9 protein-coding genes and 1 pseudogene are annotated in these 13,699 nt (G+C 71.4%); 6 read left to right on the forward strand and 4 right to left on the reverse strand.

All coding sequences use genetic code 11. From position 1 onward, the window contains the following. Positions 1-18 precede the first annotated feature (18 nt). A complete protein-coding gene (locus ACFTZC_RS24900) occupies positions 19-1,197 on the reverse strand; it encodes a cytochrome P450 (protein WP_382893260.1) in 1,179 nt (392 codons plus the stop codon). Between the two features lie 789 nt (positions 1,198-1,986). Next, entirely contained in the window at positions 1,987-3,441 is a 1,455-nt protein-coding gene (locus ACFTZC_RS24905) for an MFS transporter (protein WP_382893262.1), read from the reverse strand. 946 nt (positions 3,442-4,387) lie between these two features. Between ACFTZC_RS24905 and ACFTZC_RS24910 the strand changes: the two genes are divergently transcribed. From ACFTZC_RS24910 to ACFTZC_RS24935, 6 genes are all read left to right on the forward strand, one after another. Further along, positions 4,388-4,729: a response regulator transcription factor gene (locus ACFTZC_RS24910; RefSeq protein ID WP_382893264.1), complete on the forward strand. Its 342-nt coding sequence runs from the start codon at positions 4,388-4,390 to the stop codon at positions 4,727-4,729. 228 nt (positions 4,730-4,957) lie between these two features. Beyond that, positions 4,958-5,596 carry a TetR/AcrR family transcriptional regulator gene (locus tag ACFTZC_RS24915; RefSeq protein WP_382893265.1) on the forward strand — a complete coding sequence of 213 codons (639 nt, stop codon included), beginning with the start codon at positions 4,958-4,960 and terminating at the stop codon, positions 5,594-5,596. Between the two features lie 207 nt (positions 5,597-5,803). Continuing rightward, a complete protein-coding gene (locus ACFTZC_RS24920) occupies positions 5,804-6,580 on the forward strand; it encodes a phytanoyl-CoA dioxygenase family protein (protein WP_382893267.1) in 777 nt (258 codons plus the stop codon). 84 nt (positions 6,581-6,664) lie between these two features. After that, a complete protein-coding gene (locus ACFTZC_RS24925; protein ID WP_382893269.1) occupies positions 6,665-8,098 on the forward strand; it encodes an MFS transporter in 1,434 nt (477 codons plus the stop codon). A 56-nt stretch (positions 8,099-8,154) separates the two neighbouring features. Then, the gene (locus ACFTZC_RS24930; protein ID WP_382893271.1) at positions 8,155-9,954 is read left to right on the forward strand and encodes an ABC transporter ATP-binding protein; all 1,800 of its coding nucleotides are present in this window, start codon (positions 8,155-8,157) and stop codon (positions 9,952-9,954) included. A 16-nt stretch (positions 9,955-9,970) separates the two neighbouring features. After that, a complete protein-coding gene (locus ACFTZC_RS24935) occupies positions 9,971-11,725 on the forward strand; it encodes an ABC transporter ATP-binding protein (RefSeq protein ID WP_382893273.1) in 1,755 nt (584 codons plus the stop codon). Between the two features lie 58 nt (positions 11,726-11,783). Here ACFTZC_RS24935 and ACFTZC_RS24940 read toward each other — a convergent pair. Next, positions 11,784-12,581, reverse strand: a pseudogene (locus ACFTZC_RS24940) (alpha/beta fold hydrolase); the annotation flags it as partial. Continuing rightward, entirely contained in the window at positions 12,512-13,699 is a 1,188-nt protein-coding gene (locus ACFTZC_RS24945) for an acyl-CoA dehydrogenase family protein (protein WP_382893275.1), read from the reverse strand. The pseudogene ACFTZC_RS24940 and the gene ACFTZC_RS24945, both read right to left, overlap by 70 nt.

Raw genomic sequence — 13,699 nt, forward strand, 5'->3', positions numbered from 1 at the left:
CCATCCTCCGTCTCTGGCTCAGGTGAGCAGAGGGAGGGAGACCAGCCCGCGCATCAGGCGGCTGTGCCGCCATCGCAGGTGATCCGGCGGGACGGCGAGCCGGAGCCGGGGGAAGCGGGTCAGGACCGCCCGTAGCGCGATCTCGGCCTCCGCCTTCGCCAGGGGTGCGCCCAGGCACCGGTGGATGCCGTGGCCGAAGGCGACGTGGCCGCTCGCGTCCCGGTCCAGGTCGAGTCGGTCCGGTGCCGGGAAGCGTTCCGGGTCGCGGTTGGCCGCCCCGGGGGAGACCTGCACGGGTGTCCCGGCCGGGACCGGAGTGCCGCCGAGGAGCAGGTCCTCGGTGGCGTAGCGGAAGGTGGCCATGCTGACGGGGGAGTCGTAGCGGAGCAGCTCGTCCAGGGCCGCCGGGACGGAGTCGGGGTTCGCGCGCAGGCGTGCCAGCTCGGCGGGGTGCCGGAGCAGGGCCAGGACCGCGTTGCCGAGGAAGTGGGTGGTGGTCTCGTGTCCCGCGACGAGGAGCAGCACCGCGAGGGAGACGAGTTCGTCCTCGCTCAGCCGGTCCTCGCCGTCGCGGGCCGGGATCAGACGGTCGAGGAGTGCCTCGCCGGGCTGCCGTCGCCGGAAGGCGATGAGCTCCGTCAGGTAGTTCGCCAGGGCGTGCGAGGCGGCGTCGATCAGGTCGGGTTCCCCGGCCGCGAACAGCTCGGCGGACCAGCGCCGGACGTCCGGCCGGCCGGTTTCCGGTACTCCGAGCAGCTCGCAGATCACGGTGACGGGCAGCGGTACGGCGAGGCCTGCGACGAGGTCGACCTCACCGCCGGCCGGCCAGCGGTCCAGCAGCGCGTCGGTCACCTGGGCGATGTACGGGCGCAACCGGGCCACCGCGCCGCTGGTGAAGGACTTGGTCACCAGCCGGCGCAGGCGGGTGTGCCGGGGCGGATCGACGGCCAGCATGGTCTGCGCCACCGCGGGGTGCAGACGGCGTGGTGACGGCTTGTCGGCGAAGAACGCGGCGGTGTCCTTCGAGAGCCGCGGGTCACCGAGAGCCTGCCGGGCTTCGGCGTATCCGGTGACGAGGTAACTGTCCTGTCCACCGAAGCCGGTGGGGATGTGCTGCACCGGGCACGTGGACCGCAGTTCCGCGTAAACGGGGTAGGGGTCTCGCAGGAAACGGGGGTCCTGAAGCGGGCTGTTCATGGTGTCAGGCTCCAACGGGTTCCGGCGGGGGAGTGGTCGCGACACGCGCGCTCTCGCTGTGCGCGTGACGCCGGGCGAGCGGGAGAAGCCGCTGATTCTCGGCACGCGGACTTCTCCGGCGCGTGCTCAAGGGTCGAAGAACGAAGGGAATTCCGCGCCGCGCCCTTGCCATGTCGCGCGACTGCCCGGCGCCGAAGCGATACGGGAGATGCCGTCTGTCCGTCTGATTCCCGCGCCCTGTGCGCAGCTGTTTCCGATCGGCCGCCCGCGGGGGAATGGGAAGTGCCTCCTCGATCTGGGCGGCGTCGGTAGGTGAGACCGTCGTTCTCCGGCTTTCCGCGTCGAATCGCCCTTTGCCGTGACGGCCATGGCCGTGGTCGGGGCATCTTCGAGACGCGGCCCACGGGCACCCGGAATCGCTGTTCCGCGGCCGGACGCGGAACGCCCATCCCATTCCGCCGGCTCTTCGCGCGGAGTCGTACGGCGACCGGAGCGGCGCGGGCGGATTCCCGGAAGCTCCGTCACCTCGCCCAGCCGAATTCGGTGGAGCACGGCGCGATATGCGAGGGGTGACAACGGGGAGTGGCCTCGGCCTTTCCCGTACGACCGTGACCGCCGCCGACCGGGCGCGACGGGCGCCTTTTTCTTTCCCGGATCCCACCGCCTTTCGGTGGACTCCCGCCCACCGGCCACCTGTCGGAGCTCTCGTGTTTCCACCGCTCCCGCTGCCTTCGGGCGCCGACCGGACCGGCCCGCGGGAGGGGCGGGGTCCGGCCATCCGCGCCGCTGCTACGCCGGCTCCCGTGAGGCCTCCTTCCTGTCGGTCTCCGGCCGCGCGGCGCTGTCCCCGGCGAGCAGTACGGCGATGAGGACCGCGCCGAGGGCGAGCAGCCCGGCGGCGATGGTGAGCGTGTGCGAGAACCCTTCCGTCGCCGCGCGCAGCGGACCGACGGACCCGGTCAGCTCCTCGGTGCGCCGCGTGGCCACGGTGACCAGGACGGCCAGTCCCACGGCGCCACCGATCTGCTGGACCGAGTTGAGGACCGCCGAGCCGAGGCCGGCGTTCTCCTCGTCGGTGCCGTGGACCCCGGCGATCGCCAGGGCGGGGAAACCGAGACCGGAACCGAAGCTCACCACGAGCATGCCGGGCAGCACGCCGGTCACGTAACCGTCGTTCGCCGACACCCCGGACAGGAGCAGGAGTCCGCCCGCGCCGATCAGGAACGCGAGCACGAGGGTCCACCGCAGCCCGAACCGGACCACGACCCGGGAGGAGCACCAGACACCGGTGAGGATGCCCGCGCCGTAGGGCAGATAGCCGACTCCGGCCTCCAGGGGGCCGTACTCCAGCACGGTCTGCAGATGCAGCATCAGCAGGAAGGAGAGGGAGAAGAAGGCCGCGGTGAAGAGCAGGCCGGCGCCGTTGGAGACGGCACGTATTCTGACGGCGAGGAACGACAGCGGAATGAGCGGCTCCGCCGTGCGCGCCTCGACGGCGACGAAGGCGATGCCCAGGGCGACCGCGAGCAGCACCGGCCCCAGTACCGTGAGTTCGGTCCAGCCCGACTCGTCGGTCTGCAGCAGGCCGTAGACCAGGGAGACGATGGCACCGGTGCCCAGAACGGCGCCGGGGACGTCCAGCCGGGCCGGGCGGTCGGTACGGCTCTCGGCGACCAGGCGCGGCAGCAGGACCAGGGTCACGGCGACCACCGGCAGGTTGATCAGGAAGATCCAGCGCCAGGACGCCAGCCCGGTCAGCGCTCCGGAGATCACCACCCCCGTCGTTCCGCCCAGTCCGGCGATGGCACCCCAGATGCTGAGCGCCTTGGCGCGTTCCTCCCGGCCGGGGAAGAGGAGGGTGATCAGTGCCAGGGCCGCCGGACTGGCCATGGCCGCCCCCGCGCCCTGGGCGAACCGGCCGGTCACGAGGAGCCAGGGTTCCTGGGCGATTCCGCAGAGCAGGCTCGCCACGCCGAACAGCGCCACGCCCCAGAGGAAGATCCGGCGGCGCCCGACCAGATCGGCGAGGCGGCCGCACAGCAGCAGCAGCCCGCCGAAGGCGAGGAAGTACGCGTTGGCGACCCAGGTCAGGTTGCCGGTGCTGAAGCCGAGGTCGCTCTGGATGCTGTGGAGCGCCACGTTGACGACCGTGTCGTCCAGCACCAGCATGAATTGCACGAAACACAGGACGACGAGGGCGGCCCGCCGGTGGTCGGGGGCCCCGGGGCCCGAGGGCGCTGTCATCACGAGCGGTCCGGGCAACACCGCGTTGCCGTAGGCGATTTGGGGCGGTAGCGGCGGCAGCGGCGCCGGTGGCGTGGGTCAATGATCAGCACCCTACGACGCTATGCAGGGCCGTCACAGGCCGCAATACGTTACCCGGCCAAATACGGGGGGTGGGTATTACCCGCGGTCTGGGCGGCGGCCCCGGCGCGGGGTGCTCGGGGCATCCGCTGCCGGAGGAGCGGCGGGCCGGGTCTTCCGGTGGCCGTACGTCCGGGGGCGGGGGCAGGGGCGGAGGGATGCCGGTGGCGGGGGATCCGTGGGCGGCGGCATTGGTTTTCGGCCATGGTGCCGTCGTCGGCGCCCGGGGTCCGGCGCGCGGTCACCCCGGCCGTGGGGAGCCCGGGCTCTCCGCGCCGCGGAGCCGGGGCAACCCCGGGGCGAGTGATCAAGGGACATCCGGTGGTGCCGCGGGGGAATGTTCATTACCCAGTTCCGTGGTGTTCGAAGCGGCGGTCCGAACATGGGTGGATGCTCTCCGCGGTGAACGGATCGGATCCGCACGCGACTTCGCACCCGCGGCGGCCGCCCGGTGGCGGCGAGATCTTGACCTCGAAGGTAGGGCAGCCTAACGTTCCTACACATGCCCGAAAACGTCGCACGCAATGGATTCCGGTTGGCCGGACATCGCACAGCGGGAACCCAATTCCGGTGACAGTCCTCCGCCGTACGTCAACGACGTCAACGGCATCAATGATTCGGACCGCTGTACGGGGCATCCCGTCCAGGAAGGGGTCAACTGCGTAGAGAAATCATGGCGGTTCCCCTCCGGCCTGGACAAGTCATTTTTCCGCCATGCAGGCGGTCGCGCGTCAGCCGCTCCGAGACCTGGGCGACAAGAAACGGATCAGCGCCATTCACTGATCAATCCCTGCGGTGTTTCTAGCTAAGGATCACGATGACGACGATGCAGCTCAGTACACGGCAAATGGAAATACTGTTACTCATCGCGGAGGGCTACCGCGACAAACAGATAGCCGAGCGCCTGGGCATGTCGGTCCGGACCGTCGACTCGCACCTGCAGCGCCTCTACGACCGGTACGGAGTCCGGAGCAGGGCCGCGATCGTGGCGAAATGGCTTCTGGAGGGCGGCACTCGGGGCTCCAGCCAACTGGGGGCATCGCTCCTTCTGGAGGCCTGCGCGTGCGACCAGCGCAGGCGTCGCCAGTGCGGAGAGGGGCGCCGGGAGCACGAGGGCGAATCGGTCACCGGTGGCGGACTGGCCGACGGGCAGCGGCCCCTGCGGTGAGCGGACGGCCCGCCGGGGAGAGGGCCAGGGTGGTGACACGCCGCTGACGGGTGGGCGAGCGGGGCGCCGGCATCGCCGGCCCGGCCCGCTGTCCCGGCGGTGCGAGGATCCCGCGGCCGTTTTCCTACCATGGGTGGAATCGACAGAAGGGACTCCCCCCTCATGAGCACGCGGGACACCGGGGCAACCACCAGGGACTCACGTCCGCGACGCATGGGACGCCCGCCCATGGCCGACCGGGAGGCCATCATCGGTGCCGCACTGGGCCTCGGGTTCGCGCGTCTGACGATGCCGGCCGTCGCCGAGCGCCTCGGTATCTCGCACTCGACGCTCTACCGGTACTTCGCCAGCCGCGACGCGCTCGCCGCGGCGGCCGCCGACCACGCCGTCCACGCGATCGAATGGCCCGAACCCGAGGAGGACTGGCGCGACTTCCTCACGGCGACCGCGTGGGCGCACTGGCGGTTGTACGCCGCGCGGCCCGGCCTGGCGCAGGAGATCACGGCGCTCCGGCTCACCGGCCCCGCGCTGGTGGGGCGCGACAACCGGACGGGGGTCGCGCTGCTCGGCTACGGCTTCTCGCCCGAGGACTCCGTTCTCGTCATGGACATGCTGGCGGAGCTGGTCACCCAGGCGTTCCTCGCCGTGCTGCCGCAGGGCACCGACGGGTCCGAGTCCGACGACGGTGCCGCGGCGGCCATCGAGGCCGTGCGGCGGCGCCGCCGTGAGCTGATCGACCCGTGGATGCACACCTTCGACTCGCGGCTGCGCGGCGTGCTGAGCGTGGCCGTCGAGGGGTCGCCCGCCGCCTGGTTCGAGCGCAAGCTCGATCTCTTCCTGGACGGGGTGGCCGCCCGCCGCGGCTGAGTCTCTTCCGCGTCTCTTCCGCAGGGCCGTCGGACGCCCTGCGGTCAGGGCTCGGCAACTTTCCGACACCGTGTTATAAAGTAAGTGTCACAAGGTGGTTGACCCGTCTCCGCAGGGGCGGTGTCATCACCGACCACTTGCCTGCACTGGGCCCGGCTGGGCCGCTGACGACCTCGTTCGTCCCAGCGGCCGGAGGGGATCGACACCGTGAGCGCACACTGCCCCGCTTCCCGCGACATACCGAGGCGGACCGTGGAGTCCTTCCGGGAGAACGGGTTCGCCCACGTCCCCCGGATGCTCTCGGCGGGCGAAGTGGACAGCTTCCGTACGGCCTCGCTCGCCGCCCTGTCCGCGCACAGCAAGTCCGACGACGCGGGCGCCACCCGGATCATCTCCACGGAACATGTCTGGCGCGCCGACGGGCCGCTGCGGGAGCTGGCCCTGCACCCGCGCATCGGCGCCTTCGCCGAACGGCTGGCGGGCATGCCGCTGCGGGTGTGGCGTGGCGACGTACTCCTCAAGGAGCCGCGTCGCAGCGCCCGCACCAACCTGCACGACGACGAGACCTTCCTGCCCTTCGAGGGCCGGGTGAGTCTGACGGCCTGGGTGGCGCTGGTGGACGTCACCGTCGAGCGGGGCTGTATGACCTTCCTGGCCGGCTCCCACGACCGACCGGGTCCGGACCGGGTGGGACTGCCGGCGCTGAGTGCCGACCCCGACGGTTACATGCTCAAGTACTGGCCGGGGCTCAACTGGAACACCCGGGTCACCGTCCCGCTGCGGGCCGGCGACTGCACGTTCCATCACGGCCGTACGGGCCATATGGCCGCGGCCAACACCACCGACGAACAACGTGTTTCCTACGTCGTGGCTCTCATCGACGCCGAGGCGACCTACCGCCCGGTGTCCGGAGTCGACGTCCCGGGAGAACTGACACCCGGTCAGAGGCTCCCGGACGACCTGTACCCCCGGGTCGGCGCCTAGGCCCTGTCTTCGGGCTCCGCCCGCCCCGCGGCGCCGCCCCGCACACACGCTCGCGGCGCCGCCCGCCCACTCAAGTGAGGTCCGATGTCACACTCCGATGTCCGCGCGTCCGGCGCCGGCAACCCGACGGCCGACGGGGGTGATCCCCGGCGCTGGAGGGCACTGTGGATCATCGTCGCGGCCCAGTTACTCGTCGTACTCGACGCCTCGGTGGTGAACATCGCCCTGCCGTCCGCGCAGTCGGCGCTGGAGATGTCGGATTCGAGCCGCCAATGGGTGGTCACCGCCTACTCCCTGACCTTCGGCGGGTTCCTTCTGCTCGGCGGACGGGTGGGCGATCTCAAGGGGCGGAAGAAACTCTTCATAGCCGGGCTGATCGGTTTCGCGGTGTCCTCCGCGGTCGGCGGTTTCGCGGTGAACGAGATCATGCTGCTCCTGGCCCGTGCCGCGCAGGGCGTGTCCGCCGCCTTCCTGGCCCCGGCCGCGCTGGCCCTGCTGACCACGATGTTCACCACGGACGCGGAACGCGCCAAGGCGTTCGGCGTCTTCGGGGCCGCGGTCGGCACGGGCGGGGTCGTGGGCATGATCCTCGGCGGCGTGCTCACCGAATACCTGTCCTGGCGCTGGTGCCTCTGGTTCAACGTCCCGGTGGTGCTGCTCATTCTCGGACCCGCGATGCGCGGGCTCACCGAGAGCAAGGCGGCCCGGTCCGCCCGGTACGACCTGCCCGGCACCCTGACGGCGACGATCGGCGTCGGTTCGCTGATCTACGGCATCTCCGAGGCCATCGAGGTCGGCTGGCTCGGTACCACCACGCTGGTGTTCTGCGGCGCCGGTCTGCTCCTGCTCGCCCTCTTCGTCTGGATCGAGCGCCGGTCCGCGGAACCGATGATGCCCCTGCGTATCGTCCTGAACCGGGTGCGCGGCAGCGGCTACGTCGTGGTGGTTCTCATCGCCAGCGGGCTCTACGCGTACTACCTGTTCCTCACGTACTTCCTCCAACTGGTGCGGGAATACTCGGCGCTGATGACCGGACTGGCCTTCGTGCCGATCGGCGCCGGAGTCCTCTTCGGAGCGCTGGGAACCGGGCGGCTGCTCGCCAGGATGAGCGCGCGCTCCGTCATGATCGGCGGACTCCTGCTCAGCGCGGCGGGGTTCGCCCTGTCCGGCACCATCCAGCCGGACACCGGCTTCTGGACCGTCGTGTTCCCCTCGCAGGTCCTGATCGGTCTCGGTATCGGTGCCGCGATGACGACGGTCATGCGGCTCACGCTGGACGGTGTGGCGCCGGAGGAGAGCGGGGTGGCCAGCGCGCTGACCAACGCGACCCGCGAGATCGGCGGCGCGATCGGCATCTCCGCCCTCAACGTGGTCGCGATCTCCGTCGCCGACGGCGGCCGCGGCAACGAGGCCGTCACGGACGGCTACGCCGCGGCGTTCCTCGCCGGAGGCGGACTGATGGTGCTGGCGGCACTGATCGTCGTCATGAGCAGGCCGCGGCGCACCACCGCGGGTTAGCGGGTCAGGGGTCAGCGCGCCGCCGGAGGCGGCCACGGTTACGAGGAGGCAGCCAGGTGGCAACGAGCGGCGGGGAGACCATGGAGAACGACGGCCCGGTCACGGACGGACCCGGGCGGACCGGCGGCGCGCTGGGCGTGCTGCTCCGGCCGGTACGCGGTCGGCTGATCCTCGGCGTCGTGCTGCAAGGCGTCGCCGCGATCAGTTCACTGGGCTCGTTCATCGCCATCTATCCGCTGGCCACCGCGCTGCTGTCGGGTGACGGCGACCGGGCCCGACGGGTGGTCCTGGTCGCCGCCGTCGCCCTGATGGTGCGGTTCGTCGCCCAGGCCCTGAGCTATCTCCTCATGCACGACGCGGACATGGAGTTCCAGCTCCGCCTCCGGCGGCGGATCGCGCGGCGGCTCGGCCGGCTGCCGCTGGGCTGGTTCACCTCCCGCAACAGCGCGACGGTCAAGAAGACCCTCGCCGACGACGTCGAGTCGCTGCACTACCTCGTCGCACACTCGATGCCGGACCTCACGATGGCGGTCGTCACTCCGGTCGCCGCCCTGGCCTACCTGTTCGCCCTGGACTGGCGGCTGACCCTGATCACCCTGGTCACCATGCCGCTGTTCGGTGTCCTGTTCCGGATGACGGGCCGCCGCAGCGGACGGCAGGGCGAGCGGCTGGGCCGTGCCATCGTCGGGGTCAACACGGCGGTCATCGAGTTCGTGCAGGGCATCGCCGTGATCAAGACGTTCGGCCAGCGGGACCGGGCCTGGGGCCGGTACACCGGTGCCGTCGACGACTACATGGCCACGCTGAGCGACGTCAAGGGCCCCATTCTGCGGCTGAGTTCGATCGCGTACGCCCTGGTCTGCCCGGCCACGATGCTGCTGGCCTCGCTCAGCGGCGGCACGCTCTTCGTCGCCGCCGGCTGGGCACGGCCGGTCGACGTGCTGCCCTTCGTCCTGCTGGGGCTGGCGATCACCGCGCCGCTGGTCGTCGTGACCTACGCGCCCCAGGCCCTCGGCCAGGCCAGGCAGGCCGCGGCCCGGGTCACGGACCTCTTGAACACACCGGTCCTGCCCGAGCCGGAGGTTCCCCGGCGGCCGTCCGGGCACCGGGTGGACTTCCGCGACGTCACCTTCGGCTACACCCCGGGGGAGCCGGTCCTGCGGGGTGTCGGTGCCAGCCTGGAACCGGGCACCGTCACCGCTCTGGTGGGCCCCTCCGGCGCGGGCAAGTCGACCATGGCCGCGCTGCTTCCGCGGTTCTTCGACCCGGAGCGCGGATCGGTCTCCATCGGGGGAGTCGACGTACGCGAGATGGCCCCGGAGGAGCTGTACCGCCACGTGAGCTTCGTCTTCCAGGACGTCCGTCTGCTGCGCGCCACCGTCGCCGACAACATCAGGATGGCCCGCCCCGACGCCTCGACGGCCGAGGTGGAGGCGGCGGCCAGGGCCGCCCGCTGCCACGATCGCATCATGGAACTGCCGCGGGGCTACGACTCGGTGGTCGGCGAGGATGCCCGGCTCTCCGGCGGCGAGGCCCAACGCCTTTCCATCGCACGGGCGTTGCTCGCCGACACACCGGTCCTGGTGCTCGACGAGGCCACCGCGTTCGTCGATCCGGAGGCCGAGGCGAGCATCTACGACGCGCTCTCGGTCCTGGTCGCCGGGCGCACCGTGCTCTTCGTCGCGCACCGGCTGCACACCATCGTGGAGGCCGACCAGATCCTCGTACTGGAACAGGGGCGTGTCGCCCAGCGCGGCACCCACGCCGAACTGGTGGACCGCGAAGGCCTCTACCAGGAGCTGTGGTCCGCCTACGCCGCATCGGGCGCCGGTGCGGCCGAGCAGCTGAACCGCTGACCCGGGAGGGAGCCTCATGCACAGCAAACTCGTCCGTGTCCTCGGCCAGGAACAACTGCGGCCGATCGCGGGACATCTGACGGCCGTGACCGTCTACGCGGTCCTCCAGGGCGCCGCGTTCGCCCTGCTGGTACCGGTACTGAGCGCACTGCTCGACGGCGACGCGGGCAAGGCGGCGCCCTGGCTGGGGCTGCTCGCCGCGGTGACCGCCGCCACCGGCGCCGCCTACTACGTCCAGGCCCTGCTCGGCTTCAGGACCGCGGTGTCCACCACGGGCCTCCTCCACCACCGCCTGGGCGAGCGGCTGGGCCGGCTCGGCGTCGGCTGGTTCTCACGGGCCAGGCTCGCCCCGCTGACCAGGCTCGCCACGGCGGGCGTGGGCGAGGTCACCCAGCTCTTCGCCCATCTGCTGGCGCCGCTGATCACCTCCGTCGTCACCCCGCTGACCGTGCTCGTCGTCATGTTCTTCCTCGACTGGAGGCTGGCCGCGGCGATGGCGGCCACGCTGCCGCTGCTGTACCTGGCCTATCGCTGGTCGGCATCGGCGATCGGGCGCACCGACGAGATCGTCGACGGCGCCATGGCCCGGGCCGACGACCGCATCTTCGAGTTCGCCCAGTGCCAGCCCGTCATCCGGGCCTTCGGCCGCGCGCACGCGCAGAACGACCTGCTCGACCGGGAGATGCGGCGCCAGCACGACATCGGGCTCAGCCGGCTGCGCAGGACGACCGTGGCCCGCGGCGCCTTCGGCGCCATGGTCCAGCTCTCGGTGACCGCGCTGCTCGGGATCGCCACGGCGCTGGCCCTCGGCGGTTCGATCGACGCCGCCGAGGTGATCGCGCTCGCGGTGCTCCTCGTACGCTTCAGCGAGCCGGTCGCGGCCCTCAGCGACGCGGGAGGAGCCCTCCGTGCGGTGTGGAACCGGCTCGACCAGCTGGACGAGATCTTCCGTACGCCCTCGCTGCCGGAACCGGCGGAGCCGCGCCGGCCGGCCGACGCGACCGTCGAGATCTCCGGTGTCCGGTTCCGCTATCCCGATTCCCCCGGGGCCGAACCGGTTCTGGACCGGCTCGAAGCCGTCCTGCCCGCCAACACGATGACCGCGCTGGTCGGCCCCTCCGGCTCGGGCAAGACCACGGTGACCCGGTTGATCGCCCGCTTCTGGGACGTGGACGAGGGATCGGTACGCATCGGCGGGGTGGACGTACGGGACATCGACGCCGACACGCTGGCCTCCCAGGTCGCGATGGTGTTCCAGGACGTCTATCTCTTCGAGGGCACCATGGAGGACAACGTACGCGTCGGCCGCCCCGGCGCGACCGACGCGGAGGTCGCGGAGGCGGCCGGGCTGGCCCGGGTGGACGAGATCGTCGACCGGCTGCCCCACGGATGGAACACACCCGTCGGGGAGGGCGGCACGTCGCTCTCCGGCGGTGAGCGCCAGCGGATCTCCCTCGCGAGGGCCATTCTCAAGCAGGCGCCCGTACTGATCCTGGACGAGGCCACCTCAGCCCTCGACCCGGTCAACGAGATGGCGATCTCCGACACCCTGCGCGCCCTGGCCGGGCGCCGCACCCTGCTGGTCATCGCGCACCGCCTGCCCACGGTGGTCGCCGCGGACCGGATCCTCGTCCTCCGGGACGGGAGGGTCACCGAGTCGGGGACGCATGAGGATCTGCTCGCGGCGGACGGGACCTACCGGCGCTTCTGGCAGGAGCGGAGCCGGGTCCAGGGGTGGCGGCTGCACTCCTCCGAAGCAGGGAAGGGGTAGGCACCCGCGGAGCGGACCCGGCCGTCTCCAGGAAGTCCTCCACCGCTTCCCGGGTCTCGCCGGGCCGCTCCAGATGGGGGGAGTGCCCGCACCGGGCGATCTCGACCCGCCGGACCGGGCCGGTGACCCCCTGCTCGACGGCGCGCAGCTGACGGGTGGTCCCGTACTGGTCGAGCTCTCCCTGGATCAGCAGGACCGGGCCGCTGACGGCGCGCAGCCCGTCCTCGATGTTCCAGTCGCGGAACGCGGGGGAGAGCCAGACGTCGGCCCAGGAGTGGAAGGCGGTGTCCGCGTCGTTGTGAAAACCCCTCAGCCGTACGGCCAGCGGCCCCTCGCGGTAGGCGGCCCGGGCGGCGGTGATCCCGGCCAGTGTCTCCGGCTCGACGAAGACATGGGGCGCGAGGAGCACCAGAGCGGCCACGGGGTGCTCGTTCGCGTGCAGCAGGGCGATGGAGGCCCCGTCGCTGTGTCCCACGAGGACCGGGCGCTCCAGGGAGAGCCGGTCCAGGAGTTCGGGAAGGACCTCGGTCGCCTCCTCCCGCATGTAGCCGACCGGGCGCGGGGTCCGCGCCGGGCCCGAACCGCCGTAGCCGTGCCGGGAGTAGACCACCGCCGGACGGCCCGTGGCCCGTGCGAGCGCGTCGGGGAACCGCGACCACATGGCGACACAGCCGAGCCCCTCGTGCAGGAACACCAGCGGGGCGAGGCCGGCGTCCCCCGCTATCCGCCGGTACTCGACGGGGCCGCGCCTCAGCTCGATCTCCGGCACAGCGACGTCACCTCCCGCTACCAGTCGAAGTTCCGGGCACTGAGCATGTTGAATCCGAGGGCCGACTTGCCCACGTACTCCAGGCACTCGTCGGGTTTGGCGGGCATCACGGCGCAGAACGACGCCTCCCGCAGCAGCCGTTCCAGCGGGACGCTGGTGCGCAGCGCGCCGGAGCCGCAGATCCGCGCGGCGCCGAGCGCGAGCCGCGGGGCGAGTTCGCCGATGCAGTACTTCGCCGCGTGGACCGCGGTGTTGGCCTCCAGGCTGCCGCGTTCCTCGTCGACCTGTCGTGCGGCGGAGTGGACCAGGGCCCGCGCGGCCCGCAGCTCCACGGCGAGGCGGCCCACCTCCGACTGGACGACGGGGGACGAACGGCGCCCCTCGTTGTCGCGGAGCAGCCGGACCATGAGCCGCAGGATCGACTCGGCGATCCCGAGGTACGCGCCCATGTAGCCGGAGACCATCCAGTGGGGCTCCCGTACGAGTTTGAACAGGGAGAGCCCCTCGACGCCGAGGAACAACCGGTGCCGGGGGATCTCGACACCGTTCATCGTCATGGTCGCGGTCTGGGTGCCGCGCAGTGCGGCGCCGTCCCAGACGCCCGAGAAGGCGACACCGGGATCGTCCTTCGAGACCACGAAGTGCGACACCTCGTCGGCCTCGGAGGTGCCGTCCTCGCGGGCGGCGACGACGTAGTGGTCGGCGATGCCCGCCAGCGACACGAACGCCTTGGTGCCCTTCAGGACATAGCCGTCGCCCGCCGCCCGGTAGGTGGCCTGGATACGGCGGAGCTTCGCTCCCGAACCCGTCTCGGACGTGGCCGACGCGAACATCCTTCCGTGCTCGACGACTTCACCGAAAACCCAGTCACGGAACCGGGACGCGCTCTCGGGCAGGGCGGCGCCGCCCGTCTCGCAGAGGGAGCCGATGGCCACGTTGTGCATGTTGAAGCCGAGGGCGGTGGCCCCGTCGCCGAGGGCGATCTCCTCCAGGACCTTGGTGTAGTCGAGGAACGAGAGCCCCTCGCCGCCGGACTCCCGGGGGATCAGGAGGGTCAGCAGACCCGCGTCCCGCACCAGTCGGTAGCCGTGGTGCGGAGAGAGCCGCCCCTGGTCGACCGCCGCGGAGCCGAGTCTCAGTTCGGCGGCGGCCGACCGGACCCGGTCGAGGAGGGTTTCCATGTGCGGGGTGTCCGAGGCGTGCAT

The organism is Streptomyces sp. NPDC056987, assembly GCF_042673865.1.
GTDB lineage: Bacteria > Actinomycetota > Actinomycetes > Streptomycetales > Streptomycetaceae > Streptomyces.